The 16,926-nt window shown below is 46.9% G+C and carries 16 protein-coding genes; 7 read left to right on the top strand and 9 right to left on the bottom strand.

From position 1 onward, the window contains the following. Positions 1-24: 24 nt before the first annotated feature. The 4 genes from LRL21_RS22415 to LRL21_RS22430 form a co-directional block, all read right to left on the bottom strand. Positions 25-1,779 carry a phage tail sheath family protein gene (locus LRL21_RS22415; RefSeq protein WP_240418013.1) on the bottom strand — a complete coding sequence of 585 codons (1,755 nt, stop codon included), beginning with the start codon at positions 1,777-1,779 and terminating at the stop codon, positions 25-27. 131 nt (positions 1,780-1,910) lie between these two features. Continuing rightward, positions 1,911-2,747 (bottom strand): hypothetical protein, encoded by an 837-nt coding sequence (locus tag LRL21_RS22420; protein ID WP_240418014.1) that lies wholly within the window; start codon positions 2,745-2,747, stop codon positions 1,911-1,913. 9 nt (positions 2,748-2,756) lie between these two features. Further along, positions 2,757-3,311, bottom strand: a complete 555-nt coding sequence (locus tag LRL21_RS22425; RefSeq protein ID WP_240418015.1) for a Pvc16 family protein — start codon at positions 3,309-3,311, stop codon at positions 2,757-2,759. 341 nt (positions 3,312-3,652) lie between these two features. Next, positions 3,653-5,929 carry an ATP-binding protein gene (locus LRL21_RS22430; RefSeq protein ID WP_240418016.1) on the bottom strand — a complete coding sequence of 759 codons (2,277 nt, stop codon included), beginning with the start codon at positions 5,927-5,929 and terminating at the stop codon, positions 3,653-3,655. A gap of 338 nt (positions 5,930-6,267) precedes the next feature. Between LRL21_RS22430 and LRL21_RS22435 the strand changes: the two genes are divergently transcribed. The 4 genes from LRL21_RS22435 to LRL21_RS22450 all read left to right on the top strand — a co-directional run bounded on the left by LRL21_RS22435 (position 6,268) and on the right by LRL21_RS22450 (position 8,469). Then, the gene (locus LRL21_RS22435; protein ID WP_240418017.1) at positions 6,268-6,744 is read left to right on the top strand and encodes a MarR family winged helix-turn-helix transcriptional regulator; all 477 of its coding nucleotides are present in this window, start codon (positions 6,268-6,270) and stop codon (positions 6,742-6,744) included. Between the two features lie 265 nt (positions 6,745-7,009). Continuing rightward, positions 7,010-7,210 (top strand): cold-shock protein, encoded by a 201-nt coding sequence (locus LRL21_RS22440; RefSeq protein ID WP_028549128.1) that lies wholly within the window; start codon positions 7,010-7,012, stop codon positions 7,208-7,210. Positions 7,211-7,323: 113 nt separating this feature from the next. After that, positions 7,324-7,524, top strand: coding sequence for a cold-shock protein (locus LRL21_RS22445; protein WP_076230409.1), 201 nt, complete (start codon positions 7,324-7,326; stop codon positions 7,522-7,524). Between the two features lie 174 nt (positions 7,525-7,698). Continuing rightward, entirely contained in the window at positions 7,699-8,469 is a 771-nt protein-coding gene (locus LRL21_RS22450) for a YwmB family TATA-box binding protein (RefSeq protein WP_240418018.1), read from the top strand. Positions 8,470-8,474: 5 nt separating this feature from the next. Here the strand turns inward: LRL21_RS22450 and LRL21_RS22455 are convergent, their stop codons facing one another. Continuing rightward, entirely contained in the window at positions 8,475-8,891 is a 417-nt protein-coding gene (locus LRL21_RS22455; RefSeq protein WP_240418019.1) for an HIT family protein, read from the bottom strand. Positions 8,892-9,126: 235 nt separating this feature from the next. On the opposite strand from LRL21_RS22455, the gene LRL21_RS22460 reads away from it, so the two are divergent. Further along, positions 9,127-9,705, top strand: a complete 579-nt coding sequence (locus LRL21_RS22460; RefSeq protein ID WP_240418020.1) for a guanylate kinase — start codon at positions 9,127-9,129, stop codon at positions 9,703-9,705. Between the two features lie 78 nt (positions 9,706-9,783). Here LRL21_RS22460 and LRL21_RS22465 read toward each other — a convergent pair whose 3' ends face one another. Further along, on the bottom strand, positions 9,784-9,987 hold the full coding sequence (locus tag LRL21_RS22465; protein ID WP_240418021.1) for a cold-shock protein: 204 nt from the start codon (positions 9,985-9,987) through the stop codon (positions 9,784-9,786). Between the two features lie 359 nt (positions 9,988-10,346). Here LRL21_RS22465 and LRL21_RS22470 point away from each other — a divergent pair, with 359 nt between their 5' ends. Continuing rightward, entirely contained in the window at positions 10,347-11,804 is a 1,458-nt protein-coding gene (locus tag LRL21_RS22470; protein ID WP_240418022.1) for a glycosyl hydrolase, read from the top strand. A gap of 28 nt (positions 11,805-11,832) precedes the next feature. On the opposite strand, the gene LRL21_RS22475 is transcribed toward LRL21_RS22470, so the two are convergent. Beyond that, positions 11,833-13,005: an ROK family transcriptional regulator gene (locus LRL21_RS22475; protein ID WP_240418023.1), complete on the bottom strand. Its 1,173-nt coding sequence runs from the start codon at positions 13,003-13,005 to the stop codon at positions 11,833-11,835. Between the two features lie 237 nt (positions 13,006-13,242). On the opposite strand from LRL21_RS22475, the gene xylA reads away from it, so the two are divergent. Then, positions 13,243-14,559 carry a xylose isomerase gene (gene xylA / locus LRL21_RS22480; RefSeq protein ID WP_240418024.1) on the top strand — a complete coding sequence of 439 codons (1,317 nt, stop codon included), beginning with the start codon at positions 13,243-13,245 and terminating at the stop codon, positions 14,557-14,559. A gap of 114 nt (positions 14,560-14,673) precedes the next feature. Here xylA and LRL21_RS22485 read toward each other — a convergent pair whose 3' ends face one another. Beyond that, positions 14,674-15,480: an NAD-dependent epimerase/dehydratase family protein gene (locus tag LRL21_RS22485; protein ID WP_240418025.1), complete on the bottom strand. Its 807-nt coding sequence runs from the start codon at positions 15,478-15,480 to the stop codon at positions 14,674-14,676. A gap of 215 nt (positions 15,481-15,695) precedes the next feature. Then, positions 15,696-16,919: a GIY-YIG nuclease family protein gene (locus LRL21_RS22490; protein WP_240418026.1), complete on the bottom strand. Its 1,224-nt coding sequence runs from the start codon at positions 16,917-16,919 to the stop codon at positions 15,696-15,698. Positions 16,920-16,926 lie beyond the last annotated feature (7 nt).

The following is a 16,926-nucleotide window of genomic DNA, read 5'->3' on the forward strand; positions in this document are numbered from 1 at the left end:
CCCTACTCAAAGTTTAGAGAAATACTATTCTTCTCTTGTTTTTTGAGTTATCCGGAAGATGACGAATTCCGCCGGTTTTACAGGCGCAACTCCAATAATGCAAATCAGACGACCATTATCGATATCATCCTGCGTCATGGTTGAGCGACCAATGTTCACATAAAATGCTTCACTCGGACTGCCTCCCATAAGGGCTCCATCTCTCCATACGCGGGTAAGGAATGCTTCAATCGTACGCTGTACACGAGCCCATAGCTGCTCATCATTCGGCTCGAACACAACCCAGTTTGTACCATTCTTGATCGACTCTTCGATAAAGATGAACAGCCTTCTTACGTTGACATATTTCCATAGACCGTTCGACGTAGTTGTACGTGCACCCCATACGCGAATACCTTGTCCCGGGAAAGCACGAATCAAGTTGACGCCCTGTGGATTCAAAATATCCTGTTCACCTTTATTGTATTGGCAATCCAGACCTACAGCACCACGTACAACCTCGTTGGCAGGCGCTTTTTGCACACCGCGGGTTTGGTCGGAGCGTGAGTAAATACCGGCCATCGAACCGGACGGCGGAATATAAATATTGCGCTTATCGAGCGGATCAAACACTTGCAGCCAAGGATTGTACATCGCTGCATAGTTGCTGTCAAAAATATTGCGGTGCGTCATAACGTCCGCTACTTTGGTTTTCTCACGCGGCACATCCAGAATCGCAAAACGGCTGCCGAGATTTTCACAATGCGCTACAAGTGACAATTGAACATTAGGGTCCGTTACACCTGGAATGGACATAATGCTTACAACGTCGTTGTCGATGAAGGATTGGATTCCGGTTCTTTTGCCAGGGCCACGATCTTGACCCATGAAGTCGGAAGCTGCCAGATTGGCCACAGAGCCATCACTGCCGCCTGCAAGCGAGATCAGGAACTTGCCCGTCTCCTCCAGCTCACCAGATAATGCTTCAAATGGAGCAGTCGCTCCAAGATCGCCATATTCACTACTGATATCCTTCACGGAAATAATGTTGGAGCGAACCAGGATTTTCTCAACATGGTTTGCAGCAGCTACATTTAATGATAATTTCTCGAACGATTCAGCCTCATCACCATAAAATACATGAAGTGTGAACTCGCATGTAGTCAGAACTTTAGCTGGCAGCAGATTAACATCGATAACATCCGCTTCACCATCCAACACGCTTTCCAGCTCAATAATATTGTCGAGTGAGGAGACGACGCGATTGTATTGCTTGTCACCTGCGTTCTCGAAAGCAACGACGTCCCCTACGTTGAAGCCGGCATTATTCTTTACGCGATATTGCTTGGATTCCCCAGGCTCGCCGATAATGTCAAAAATTTGAGTCTTGGCCTTGCTTGATGGTACTACGACAAGACGAATCTGGTTACCCCAAGCGCCCGGGTTTTTCGAGCTGATGCTAAGTACCTTCGACTCTTTATTATCCCCGCCCTGATTGGTAGCAAGCTTCGCATCGGAAGGAGCTACCCGCATAACGTACGAGCGTGAACCGCCATTGAGAAAGAAATGTTCCACCGCGTAAGACAGAAAACGGTAGTCGCCAAAAGCATTTTCAGATAAATAACTGCCGAAATTACGGTGAAAATCAGCTACGCTTGTAATCAGCAGAGGGACACCTTCGATCTCCCCTCTCTGTGCCAACCCAATGAAGCCTGCCGTGCTTGTACTTGCACCTTCCAGCGGCTGTGCGCCACTATCGAATTCTTCTACATAGACTCCCGGTGATAAATACTCAGCCATTATTCCCCGGTTTCATCGATCTGCACCGTCTCGCCCTATGAGCCGAAATCGTTTCTTTGCAGAATGAAACCAGTTCTCTCCTCTCTGCTTGTGGATTATAGAAGATGGATAAATCCGATCTGCTAACAATGTTAAATAACGCGTTTTGAAGCTTTTGAAGGTGTTGCCGATGGATTCAAGCATAAGCTGCCAGCTAATGTCGTTCCGCCCTCCGCGAGGTTCACCTCCTTCAAAAGGGAGAGGTCACCATGCGTAATATTGAGTTTGAGATCGAATTGCTTGGCTCTGCAGCTGGCAAAGGCCATAACAGCCTCGCCATGCTCGTCAGATCTGGATTTTACGACAGGCAGCAGCAGCGCCCCCCTATTGTAAGAACCTTTTAACGGCTCGACAAGCCGCACTTTGCGCTGGTGCTCCAGCACAGCAGCAACGCAGCACAGCTCCTCATCGGCCTTCGCATTGCGTCCGCGAATGAGAAATCGATCGCCAATCCCAATTTTTCCGGTTACAGAACCAAGCATCAGCTCATTCTCTCCCTGCCCTGCAAGGTCCTGGGCTAACCTTGCTCTCGCCACTTCCTCAGTCAAAGGGACAGCCAGCAGCGATGCACCTGAGCAAGGGGCCCCCCCTGCATTCTTGACATTGACGCGAAGCAAGGTCGCTTTATCATGAAAGGGATAGGAGGGACGAGGTGTGAGTGAGACATGAACCAACTGGTCCTTGGGACCTATCCGGACATCAACGCACTCTTCAAAATAATGCTGCACAAGCACCCGCAGTCGGTACAAACCTTCCTGCAGGTCGGTAAAAATGTAATAGCCTTGTGCTTTAACAACGGGCTTGCATACCGCCTCTTCCAAAGCGATCTTCGTATTACTGCCGAGAGGGGGACCTAAGGTGAATGAATCCAAGAGGCAAACTGCTAGTGAAACACGCGATTTCATCATTGATATTCGAGTTGGCTCCATTCGGTCCTCCTACCCTTGAATTCGGAAGTCTCTTTCTGTAACTCGTTTCGTCGTTTTGATTCTAGTCGAATCGATATGTACCGGGCCTGCTACATAACCTATGGAAAGGCGAAAAGGAATATCTGCAAAATTCCACATTCTTGTTAAAGCCTCGCCTGTGAGCGTGTCCATAACCACGCGTACTTCCTCGCCAGCCTCAGCTAAAGTACCTACTGCAGCAGGTCCGCGAAGCACAGAATGATCGTATAGCACCTGCATCGCCCTGCCCAAAATACGATGCTCATCCACGACCCTTGATTGAAGCTCAGCTGAAGAGTGGGCCGTGAGCAAGTAATATAAATTGACAGTCATAGGTGGATACTGAATAGAATCCGTCCCTCTTGCAACCATCCGGGTTTGACGGTTATCCCCGCTTTCCAGAATGTTGTACAAAAATAGCGAAAGGTAGAGATCACCCTTATCTGCAGGTGAAGCCAAACCAATCAGCTCCGGCTGTGGGATAGGATCTGGTGTCATATGTTCCCTGAGCAGCTTCAGTAAAGAGGCGCCCACATCGGCAATCACCGTATAATCGCCTATCGGAAATCACTCCTCACATTATATGTCAGCATTCGCCAGATCTCCTTGTAATAATAGAGAATTTCATGTCGATTTAAGTTTCCTTTTTCTATTATAAGTGTATTTCCAAGGCTTGACTACCACTTCCTATGGTTCATTTGAACTATTTAATGACAATAGTCTGCAAATTCCATTTTTATGTGATGAGAGAAATACTCGATAACCTTCATACAATCTTATCGTACCACAGTAATGGCGAAATTGAATTGTGAGAGATATCACAATTTTATCAAGCCAAACAAGGCGTTTATCTCCAATGATCGTTAGATAAACGCCTTTACCATTATTTAATACATATCAACATCATCTTTATTCCAAATTTTACCTGTTTTTTGCATTTCATATTTGACAGCCTGCAAAATATGTCGCATCCCAATAACAGTCCCCGCATCAGCGGCCATAAAGGCGGAGGATACGGCAATATTTTTAATATAACCGCCAGCCACCTGAAATTTGGAAGCCACATATTTGAAATCGACGTCATCACCAATCGGCGCTTCCTTCGGAAACATCGATCGCCATATTTTCTCGCGGTGCTCCTCATCAGGAAAAGGAAATTTAATAATATAACTGATCCTTCGAATAAAAGCTTCATCGATATTGTTCAGCAGGTTGGTGGCGAGTACCGTGATTCCTTCATATTCCTCCATTTTTTGCAGCAGATAGGCGGTCTCAATGTTAGCATACTTGTCATGGGAATCCTTGACCTCGGAACGTTTGCCGAACAAGGCGTCAGTCTCATCAAAGAACAAAATCGCATTGCTAAGACGGGCCTCTTCGAAAATTTCATGCAGATTCTTTTCCGTCTCGCCAATGTATTTGCTGATGACCTGAGATAAATCAATCTTATAGAGCTCCAGCTGAAGCTCATTGGCGACAACCTGGGCAGACATCGTCTTTCCCGTTCCCGGAGGACCTGCGAACAGCATGCTTAGTCCTTTGCCGTATGCCAGCTTACGCTCAAAGCCCCATCTGCTGTATACCGTACTGCGATATTTCATCTGGTTGCAGGCTTGGCGAAGCTGCTCCTTTTGCTCAGTCGGTAAAATAATATCCTCCCACGCATACTTGGGCTGAATCCGTACTGCCTTCTTGGCCAAACGATGCTGCACCTGCATGAAGCATGCCTTGTACAGCGCGGCCTCAACGACAGCACTCCCGGACCGATTGTCTCCATGAGCTGCATTTTTTGAATTTCCACTGCTGTTCCAAGCCGCAAAACCTTGTGACAGCATTAACGCCCTGATGATTTGTCCAGGTGTAAAACGGAACTTGCTGCCGAATACCGCCCAATCAACCTTATAATCCAGTCCATGCTCCAAGGCGAAGCTTTCCCACAACATATGCCGCTGTTCATCATCCGGTATCGGAATCTCAAGATCAATAACCATCCTATCCTTCAGCTCGGAGGATAATCGTTGATGTTTGTCTGCCAATAAAAACAGCAGTCCATTATAGCTGTTCAAACATTGGTACACCGCCTGAAGGCGCTGACGGGACAGCAGATCCGGCTCTTCGGGAAATAACACCTCCATGTGGGTCAGTCCGAGAATCGCCTGATGCAATATGGCTTCCCTCAGCACCTCATCCAGCAGCAGATCAAAGGGTTTGTCCTGCAGCAGCATAGCCGACAAATCTGCGAACAACACAGGCTTGCCAAAGGAACGGCAGCAATGCTGCACCTGCAGTTTTTTACCTGCGCCTGATGGGCCCCATATATAAAAAGCGATCAGCTTTCGTTCCTTTTTGACCGGGGCATACATCTCCCTTACGAATGACTGCAGCTGGTCCTGCAGCTCCAAACCGGTACGCAGCTGCGGCAGCGACTCGTCCAGCGCGTGACGTTTCGTTACACGAAACAGCTCTTCTTCCGAATGAAGGACCGTTTCATCCAGCAAAAACCGGACCATCCGCCGATCCAGAATGACGAGCTTCGAAAGCATGGAACGGGTCGCAAGCTCGCTCGATTCCTTAAAAAGCATATACTTGGCCAGCTTCCCCGATGGGGACAGCGATAACCGCGCCGCACTCATTTCCTCCAGATCACGGCAAGCCAGCTGCAGCAGCAAGCTGATATTCGGGTGTTTGGCAGTCAGATCATCAATCAGAAACCCAAAGATCCTTTCATATTTACGGTCCAACTCAACCGCTAACGCGGTCATGATACATTGACGTTCCCATGACTGCATACCAAAGGTCCGTTCTATATAAGGAAGCGGCAAAAAGACGCCCATCAGCTCACTTTGCGCAAGCCTCCGACCCACTGCCTCTTCAGACTCCTGCAGTTGATCCAGCAGCAGTTCAGCTTCCTGATCATACTCCGACAGAGGAGCTCCAGCGTTAATCAAGCCCATAAATTCCTCTTCGGAAACAAACATGCCATTAAAAGGATCAGCCTGCCATTCCGTCATCCTTTTCTTCCTTCGTAAATACAACCACTGCAGCCTCAAATCCAATAATTGCAGCTCGTCCGCATAATGCTCCCAGCAGCTTGCATATCCTCTTTCGTCCCACAGCTTCCCTTGCTCAGCTGAGACAAGCTCCTCAAATCGTCCGTTGATCATAGCACTCCCCTAAATGTAACCATGTGGAATTCAAATCCTCATCTGTGATTGTCGCTTTATGATTTATCTTATCAAACATTGTCAGGGTTGACTATATGAAGACCCAGTCTCATCTGGTTAAATCCGAAGGCGCATCCAACCTATATCGTTCAACGATTAGACGCTCTTCGTACATTTTAACGAAAGCTGAATTTAACAGTAATTTGATTACATATTAACAATACGCATGATATAGTAATCGTAGGCAGAGCAATAGACAAATGCCGCAGACGCTATAACAAGCCGCAGCGATAGCCGAACTTACATCATTAATAGTTCACGGAGGTGTTACTCATACAATGGATTCCGGCCATGAAACCAAGACAAGTCAGACCGAGCGCTTTGAAACCGCCCTTTGGACGATTGTACGCAGGCTCGGACCTGAACTTACATCACACACCAGTCTAAAGCTAACCGGACAGCAGTTCGTGATGCTGCATTTCATTTCCAAAACAGGTCCCTGTAAAGTGACCGATCTTGCAGGTAGAATGGAAGTTAAACCAAGCGCCATTACCGTCATGATTGACCGCTTGATCGCTCAGGGGGTCGTCCAGCGTCGCCATGATGATAAGGATCGCAGAGTCGTATTCATCGATATGACGGATCGTGGACATGAAGTTTTAGAGCAGCTTCAGCAGCTTCGCAGAGAAATTATCGGCAGCTATTTAAATGATTTGGATGCCGACAAGCTGACCGTGTTTCTGGATGTTTTCGAGCAAATTGCCGACAAAATTCCGAAATCGGTTCATCCGTCAAACCAGCCTGCAGACAACTAAAAAAAGTGGAATGATTTGGACAAATCTGGATACAATAAAGTATGGACAGCTACCCCCCAGGCATGCTCCAAAGCAAGTGAAATAAACAGTATTTGGTTGTGATGGTACTGAAATTATGGTATAATCAGAACATTCACAATATTGTATCTGTTAAATTCACATCTTATAAAGATTATTACAGTAAATTTTGGGGTAATCTTTATAATGTGTGAATTTTCTTATTCATGCAAATAAGAGTAAACATTTATTGGAGGTTTTTAAGAAGATGGAAACAGGAACAGTGAAATGGTTTAACGCCGAAAAAGGCTTCGGTTTTATTGAAGTTGAAGGCGGCAAAGATGTATTCGTACATTTTAGCGCTATTACAGGGGATGGCTATAAATCCCTTGATGAAGGACAACGCGTACAATTTAACGTTGTTCAAGGCAACCGTGGACCTCAAGCAGAAAACGTAGTGAAACTGTAAGGTTTCATGATGAGGGGGGAACTGCTCGGACTTGGGCAGTTCTTTTTCAGTTCAAGACCATCCATAGTTCTCATGTTGGAATGCAGCGCACAAACTGAAGGAGGGGTTCTACATTGTATTTCTCCAAGAAAAACATGGAACCGGTTCAAGAAGAGCAGACATCCGTTTGGGTGTGCAGTAAAGAAGGATGTTCGTGCTGGATGCGAGAAAACTTTTCTCTGCAAAAAAGCCCACTTTGCCCTATATGCAAATCAGAGATGGTCAAAAATTCGAAAATGCTCCCGTTACTCAACAATCACCACAAAGTAAACTAATACGGTGCGAATGAAGATTCGCTCATAACCGAAAGGCACCCCTCCATTTGGAGAAGGCGCCTTTTTTTGTATGCAAACCTATCTATCATGTATATTTCAGCTCACTATTGCCTATCCTTTTACTAGAATCGTTTTTTTCATAGAATGATAGATTGCAGTCGAAGGGACAGAGCGATGAGAGCAACCATCAGTTGGACATGTATAGTAATAATTACCCTCGTATTGACATTTGAAGCAGCAGCCCAAGGCTGGACATTGCGCCCGCACTCGGATGGAGATCTGCAGCGCTTGCTCCCATTAGCTGATTCGATTATTGCTTCTAATAAAAAAGTGACCTTGAAGCATACAAGCGCCTTTCTTCCCTATAAGGAAGAGCGTGATTTTCGTCAAACCGCGCAGCTCATAAGCACCACCTTTAAGCTTGAAGCTCCATTGAACCCGATCCATAAGCAGGACGTACTGCTCAATAGATTCACACTGAAGGATACGGACACGATTCAGGCGAGTCTGTTGTGGATCGGCTTTTCCGATGGAAGCACACAATTGAGCCTGACTGCCGAAACACTTCAAACAGACGGAATTAATACCCTGCACGATTTGCAACAGCTGTGGAATACTCAGCTGCAAGCTCTTGGAATTCAGTCCAGCTGGAATGTGATGATTCAAGGAAATATAGATGCAGATACATCACCATACGCATCTTCGCAGCAGCCTGGGCTAAGCCCTACTCTACAACTGCATGTAACCGATAGCCTTCATGCCCATGAGCTGGCCCGTTATCAGGATGCCAACAGCTTAAGCATATCCTACCATTCCACAATAGTTGGAGAATCAGCGGTGAACACCCAACAAAAAATGAACCTCCAGGTGGCGGTTCATCGGGATTCCATTACGGGTCAACAGCGTATCACCATAGCAGCTCCTGCCATTTCGATCGCCTATTAGAATGCTTATAGGGCAGCCTTCAGCTTATCGATGACTTCCTGATACTCTTCGTCTGTCAAATACGTTTCTCCAGGGTTCATTTCAAACATTTTGCCCCATGCGGCACCGTTCTCATATTTCGGTACGACGTGGAAATGCACGTGCGGCATCGTATCACCGAATGCGCCATAATTGATTTTACCCGGTGCGAAAGCCGACTCAATCGCCTTGGCAGCCTGGGCAACATCGCGCATATAAGCATCCTGCTTCTCCTGGGAAAGGTGAAAAAACTCCTGCTGATGCTCATTAAGCGCCACGACACAACGACCCTTATGAGTCTGCTCCTTGAACAAAAATAACGTAGAAACGCGCATTTGCCCAATCTCGATCATTAAATTATCAATACGTTCGTCGCGGTTACAATAAATACAATTTATAGACACTTGCCATCTCTCCAGCCTCGATTAAATTTTCAGAGCAGGTCTTGTTGAAGACCCTCATTACCATACTACGTTTCGTCCCTTCATTTGTCCATACCAAGTCTCAGAAGCTATGAAAGCGCAAACTATTTATTTAATTTTCTGAATATTTGTACTATAATAGACGTAGAAGGAAATAGCATCCTGGGCAACTGAACAAGACATCCTCATCAAAAAATGATTTTTGGGAGGTCATTGTATGCGTAGCGAAATCGAACAGGGTACGATATTTGTTTTTGTAGGAACCAGCGGAGCCGGCAGAAAAACCATTGCCCATCAATTAAGCAAGGAGCTTGGGCTGCAGCACATTATTTCTCACACCACCCGTGAACCACGGCCTCACGAAATTCATGGTCAGGCTTACTATTTCACCACTCGCAGGGAATTTATCGATGCTGATATTCGCGGTGAATTCATACAGACGGCCGAGATCGATAATCACTTTTATGGGATCAAAAAATCCGATGTCGAGGCTGCATTCGCCAACCATCCTGTCGCCTATGTAATCGTCAATCGATCGGGAGCCAACAAATTCAAATATGAATTCCAGGATCGGGCAATTCGTCTATTCATTTATGCTAACAAACAGTTGATTCTGGAAAGACTTGAGGCTCGTAACGTTTCGGATGAGGTTATTCGACACTATCTGGATCATTATATTGAAGAGGTTTCTTATCGCAAGGAATGTGAGCATGTTTTTGAAAATCTTGAACTAGCCGCTACCATGCAGCAGGTAAAGAACGCCATCTTATCGCACATGCCAGCAACCACAAGTTAAATGAGTGACGTCCAAATCATAATAAAATGAGAACGAAAAAAATGCCCTCAACCGAAGTTGAGAGCATTTTTATTTGAATTACAGTTTAACAACGTTTTCCGCTTGTGGTCCACGGTTGCCTTGTACCACGTTGAACTCAACGCGTTGGCCTTCGTCTAAAGATTTGAAGCCTTCGCCAACGATTGCGCTGAAATGTACAAATACGTCGTTTCCGCCTTCAACTTCGATAAAACCGAAACCTTTTTCTGCGTTAAACCATTTTACTGTACCTGTTTGTGCCATGTGTATTACCTCCAAAAAATATTTAACATGATCTTTTTTTATTTCTTTAAAAAATAAAAATTCACACATTGTGAAAAGTTCCATTATAGAAATGAAAACCCTTTACAATATCTGAATTAAGGTTCCATCTATTTCAATGTTTTAATAATATCATGGCCCGATTTAAAAAGCAAGCGCTTTATGAAATATATGTAATTTTTCAAACGTGATTGGCACCTGTCGAAAATCGCCTGATTTAATTGATTTACTGACTATTTCCAAGTAAACTAAGGGAAAATATGGACAAGCTTACTACAGTCGATGTCTCGTTATCCAAAACCACTTCCATTAACAGACTTTACGAACAGGAGAGACGGACCATGCACGTTTTTACATTGATTTCGCTACGTAAACTCGGGTGGGTCACCCTTATTTTACTATGTATAGCCTGGAGCACAGCGTACGCCGAGTCCGAGGATCCTGCGACCTATTCGGTATATGAAGCAGAGGATGCGTTACGGATTGGAACTATCGTTTCTCAGGAGCTGCCCGATTATTCAGGCACCGGCTATGTAACCGGCTTTGAAGTTGCAGGCGATTCTTTGCAATTTACCGTACATGTGGATCAAGAAGGCTTCTACCCTCTGGATATCCGATATGCAGCTCCAAGTGGTGATAAAACCAACAATATTGAAATCAACGGCAGCACTGCCGGTGAAAAAATGTTTCCCCAATCCGAGGTATTTACAAATATCGAGTTTGGCCAGATTTATCTCGATGAAGGTGACAATATCGTAGAAATCACTACGTATTGGGGTTACTTTGATGTCGATTATATCCGTATCGGTCCCTTGCAGGAGCGCCCTGCCATTGCCCCTGTATCGAACAAGCTGGTTAGCCCTCAGCCATCGGTTGAAGCTCAAGCCTTAATGTCGTATTTAACCTCTCAATATGGAAAAAGCATTCTTGCCGGTCAGCAGCGCAGCTCATCGAATGAAGCCAACTACATTTATAAGCAAACGGGTAAGCTGCCTGCAGTCGCAGGATTTACAGCTACCGATTTTGGGGACAATGCGATAGAATGGGCCAAATACGGTGGCCTCGTTTCCGTGGAGTGGCATTGGTCTGCCCCGATGAATGAACGAGAATTTATGACCTCCAATACAAGCTTTGATGCCGCCAAAGCCGTTCAGCCCGGTACTCCTGAGCATAATGCGTTGTTGAAGGACCTGGATCAAATGGCACAAACCTTAAAACGCTTTAAAGATGCCAAAATCCCGATCCTGTGGCGTCCGCTGCATGAAGCTGAAGGCGGATGGTTCTGGTGGGGCTCAAAAGGACCCGAAATAGCCAAACAGCTCTATGCGATCATGTTTGAACGGTTTACTACGTTTCATGGGCTTAATAATCTCATCTGGATCTGGACAACGTCTGACACCAAATATTCCAAGGACTGGTATCCGGGAAATCAATACGTGGATATTTTAGGAATCGATCGTTACATTAAAGCTGGGGATTACAGCACGCTGATGAGTGTGTATGATACTGTCGTCGCAATGGGCAATGGGAAAAAGCTCGTTGCTTATACGGAGAATGGACCGATTCCAGACCCTCGTCAGCTCAAAAGAAATAAGGTTGGATGGATGTACTTTAATACGTGGCACGAAAAATTTTTGATGGATGGTAAAATCAATTCCGATTATCACCTGCGTATGGTATACAACCATCCTTATGTCATTACATTGGACAAGCTGCCTTCGGAAGCGATTTATGGCAAACGTCCTCTACCCTACCCTTTTCCACCCGCTACTCCAGCCCTTCCAACCCCACTCAAATAAAGTGAGATGGGGTTGAGCGCTTATCCCTCTATTCCACCGACACTTTCGTCGATGCAAAAAACTTGCTAATCGCAAAGGAGCAAGCCCCAAGCACCGCGGACCTGCTACCAAGCTGGGAAAATTCGATCTGCAGCCGTTCACGCGGATAAGGCAGCGAACGCCCTTCCAGTGATTGCAGCATGGTCGGACGCAGCCACTGTCCCGCCTCTGCGAGGCGCCCTCCGATAATAATCAGCTCTGGGTTAAATCCGTTAATAATGTTCACCACACCTACACCGAGAAAGTGTCCTACCCGTTCAAACAGCTTGATGACGGAAGACTCACCCTTTTCCGCAAGCGACAGCAAAGTTTCCATATCGACAGATTGAGTATTCAATACATTTTTCGCTGCTTCATATAATGCATTTTCCGAAGCATACATTTCCCAACAGCCCGCGTTTCCGCAGCGGCATGGTTTGCCATCGTGCTGGATCGACATATGCCCGATCTCCCCTGAAAATCCGGAAGAGCCGCGAAACAGCTCTCCTTTGATAATAATTCCGGCGCCGATTCCTATCCCCACGCTGATGTATACAAGATCGGCTGCATCACGGCCTGCTCCAAATTCCTTTTCCCCAACAGCTCCCGCATTAGCTTCGTTATCGATCACGACGGCAATGCCAAACTCCTCTTCGATGATACGCTGCAGGGGGACATGAGTCCAGCCCAGATTAGGCGCAAATAATACATCACCCTGCCCGTTGCTGATTCCCGGGATTCCAATACCAATGCCGACGATACCATAGACGCTCTGTGGAACACGCCGAAGCATCTCGCGGATGCAGGCTTTCAGCTCAGCTAGTGCCAGCTCCAAAACCGTGTTATCGTGCTGCACCTTATATTGCTCTACAATCGTGCCCTCCAAGTCAGTTAACACGGCTCGTATATAATTCACACCCAGGTCGATGCCGAGCGCATAACCGGCTGTACGATTAAAGAGCAGCATCATCGGCTTTCGTCCGCCGCTCGATTCGCCCGTGCCAATTTCATTGGCAAGGCTACTTTCCAGCAGCTCGTTGACCAGACTGGAAACCGTCGCTTTCGTAAGTCCCGTTTGTTCAGCGATACGTGCTCGCGATATAGGTGAATAGTTGCGTATATAGTGAAGTACGATGGACTTGTTAATCTTTTTGACCAGGTTCAAATCTCCGGTTTGTTTCATGATAGCCCCCATCTGGATGGTTTGGCATTATTTTAGCATGAAAGTAACCAATGTGCACATACTAAGTTTGTTTAATGGATTTACAAACTACGCAGAGAATGCTATGATGGTTTTGAAAGCGTTCTTGCACAGAGCGATAATCTTGATACGCCTTAGATTGATATCCATTACTATGTTTTTCTGTGTACATGTACGCTGCTGTCGTTCCTTATCAATTCATATCTGGAGGTAAAAACAATGGGCTATTTTGATCATGTAGGTACTGTGAAGTTTGAAGGGAAATCCTCGACGAATCCACTTGCATTTAAATTTTACAACCCTGATGAAGTCATTTTGGGTAAAACGATGCGTGAGCACCTGCGCTTTGGTGTGGCTTATTGGCACTCCTTTACAGGCAATGGCTCTGATCCTTTTGGTGCAGGTACTGCACTTCGCGGCTGGAACGAATTATCCGGTATGGAGCTGGCCAAAGCACGCGTTGAAGCTTGCTTCGAGCTGCTGAACATTCTTGATGTCGATTATTTCTGCTTCCATGACCGTGATATCGCACCGGAAGGCGACACGCTGCAGGAAACAAATCGCAATCTGGATGAAATCGTCGCTCTGATTAAACAACACATGCAATCCAGCGGCAAAAAACTGCTGTGGAACACAGCCAACATGTTCACCAATCCACGCTTCGTGCACGGTGCTGCAACAACTTCCAACGCAGATGTATTTGCTTATGCTGCTGCACAAGTGAAGAAAGCCTTGGATCACGGTAAAGAGCTTGGCGCGGAAAACTACGTATTCTGGGGCGGCCGTGAGGGCTATGAGTCATTGTTGAATACGGATCTTGGCCTGGAGCTTGATAATCTGGCACGCTTCCTGCAATTGGCTGTTGATTACGCGAAGGAAATCGGCTTTGATGCTCAGTTCCTGATCGAACCAAAACCGAAGGAGCCATCCAAGCACCAGTATGATTTTGATGCGGCAACTACGCTGCAATTCCTGCAAAAATATGACTTGGCGAAGCATTTCAAGCTGAACCTGGAAGCTAACCATGCTACATTGGCAGGACACACCTTCGAGCACGAGCTGCGCGTTGCCCGTATTAATGGCGCTCTGGGCTCTATTGACGCTAACCAAGGCGATCTGCTGCTGGGCTGGGATACGGACGAATTCCCGACAGATTTGTACGCTTCGACGCTTGCCATGTATGAAATTTTGCAAAACGAGGGTGGCATCGGCCGCGGTGGTGTGAACTTTGACGCCAAGGTACGTCGTACCTCATTCGAGCCTATCGATGTCGTCTACGCACACATCAACGGTATGGATGCATTCGCTCGCGGGCTGCAGGTAGCTGCCAAGCTGATTGAAGACCGTGCTTTCGAAAATGTCATTGAAGAGCGTTACGCTTCCTTCACAACCGGCATTGGCGCCGATATCGTATCCGGCAAAGCAAACTTCCATACGCTGGAAGCTTATGCCTTGCAAAATAACCCGATCACGAACAAATCCGGTCGTGTCGAGGTGCTTCGCTCCATTCTTAACCAATACATCATTAACGTATAAGTTAATTTTGTTCCTATCCATGTATAGCAATACTTAAAGGAACGTATCGAGCTGAACCCAGCCTGATACGTTCCTTTTTAATGACTATTTTGAGGTGGACTCACACAGCTGCTCCTATGATTTAGCAGGCTGTTCCTTCTCCACAAAGCCTCCGCCTTGAAAAGCAGTTTCATCCTGCGAGATGGTCTCGTGGCTGTAGCGCACTTTAGCAAGCACCTCGCTCGCATCATCCTGCGGCTTATAACCGATCAGCTTTTCCAAATATCCGATATCGTAATAATTATCGCTATTGTCAGAGGTTCCGTACAGACTGAGAAAATCGATCGAGCTGTCAGCTTCAATGCAGCAGGCGGCCAGTTGAACCATATCCCGGCTCGAAATCCAGATGTGCGCCGAGCGTGCCGAGTGCGGCCTGTCATCACCTGGAAAATTGCCAATCCGTATATTAAATGAGGAAATACCGTATTTGTCCGCATAGAAGCGCCCCAGCAATTCAATATAACATTTGCTTAGTCCATAAAAGCTGTCCGGTCGATAAGGCTCATCAGGCTCTACCGTTTCACCTACCTTGTAGAATCCGGTTGCATGGTTCGAGCTTGCAAAGATCACCCGCTTCACACCATGGGCACGCGCCGCTTCATATACATGATAGGCACCCGTCACATTGATCGGCAGCACCTTGCCAAGGAAGTCTTCCTCATCCTGAGCCCAGGCAAAATGCAGTACGACATCCACGCCCTGCATCAGCTCCTGAAGCCTGTTGGCATCGGTGACGTCAAGCTTCACGATCCCTTGATCAGGATCAGGCTGTAAATCCGCAGCCACGATGTCATATGCCCCTTGCCCCCTCAGTCCTTGCAGCAGACTCTCCCCCAGCTTGCCGTTTGCTCCGGTAATCAACAATTTCTTCATCGATATCATCCTCTCCTATTTGATCGATACGATTTGACCTGCTTGTAGCCACTTGCATAGTATTACCCAATTCCCACCAGGTTTAGCGTTATGATATCTGCACTTCAGAGGTCACCCCGTCATCTGACAGCAAAAAGGAGCTGCCCGGCAGCCCCTCAATTCGTATATAGTAGATGTATGCAGCAGTCTGCATCCCACCTTATGAACCATTTTATAATTCGATCTTAAGAATGATATTGATCCCGCCGCATCCGATATTCGTAATTATCCTTACACAACTTGAGCAGATCGTATTTCAACCCCCGCTTCGGCTGGGTGATGAGCAAAGGTTTGCTCCCTGCTGCCCGTAGCGACGCACGTACCTTGCGCGGATCGACAACCCGGTTCACGATAAGCTCGTCCGGCCGTTCGGCACGATAATGCGAGATCAGAAAGCTGTCGCAAGCCGCGCCCGTTTCCTGATCAGCGGCGGTCAGCTCCTGCATATAGAAATCGCGCAGCATCCCTTCCTGCACCTTGGCGATCAATACCTGGCCCTCTCCGAAGTAAAGCACATCCTGATTGACGATCACCTCTCGATCAACAATTTGCTTAACAGGCAATCTTTCGAGAATACGAATATGGCGAAGCATGTTCTCGGCCTTTTCAAATTCAAGACGCTCGGCATAATCGCCCATTTTGCTGTACATCGCCGCTATCAGCGTCTCGCCGTTGTTAACAAGCAGCTCTGCTGCCTGAGATGCCGTATCGCGATAGGCTTCCTCGGAAATCCAGCCTTCGCAAACACCGCTGCATTTGCCAATATGGTACAGCAGACACGCTCGCTTAGGCAAAGTCCGGCAAGTACGCAGACGAAAATGATCAGTGACAAATTCCAGCACAGCATTCCGAAAGCGGGAGCTCGGATAAGGGCCAAAGCGCTGCTGATTCAGGGATACTGCTAACGGATCTGCAGCCTGTTTCATTACTTTGGGTAGATGTGGCAGTTCACGTGCAATTGATCCGGCGGATGGGTCGGCCGTAGGTTTCTGCTGTTTCTTTCGGTGCAGTGGATAACGCTGAGGTTTATCCAAGTGGTCTGGAGTTGACTTGCGGTTTCGGTAAAAGACGTCCAATCGCGGAACAGGCTCCGCTGTCAGCTGCAGGTACGCGTAGCCGCTGTTATCTCTTTTAAGCGCCCTGTTGTAGTAGGGCTTATGAATTTTGATTAAATTATTTTCCAGCAGCAGGCTTTCCGGCTCATTGTTGACCAGCACCACTTCAATCGCGGCAATTTCCTGAACGAGCTGCACAATCTTCTTGCGGTGCTTGCGCTGTTGAAAGTAGGAACGCAAACGGCTGCGCAGGTTTTTCGATTTGCCGACATAAATGATCCGGCCAGCGGCATTTTTCATCAAATAACACCCTGGAGCCTCCGGATATTCCCCGGCATGGAACACGAATGACATCGATAGA

Source organism: Paenibacillus periandrae, assembly GCF_022458865.1.
GTDB lineage: Bacteria > Bacillota > Bacilli > Paenibacillales > NBRC-103111 > Paenibacillus_S > Paenibacillus_S periandrae.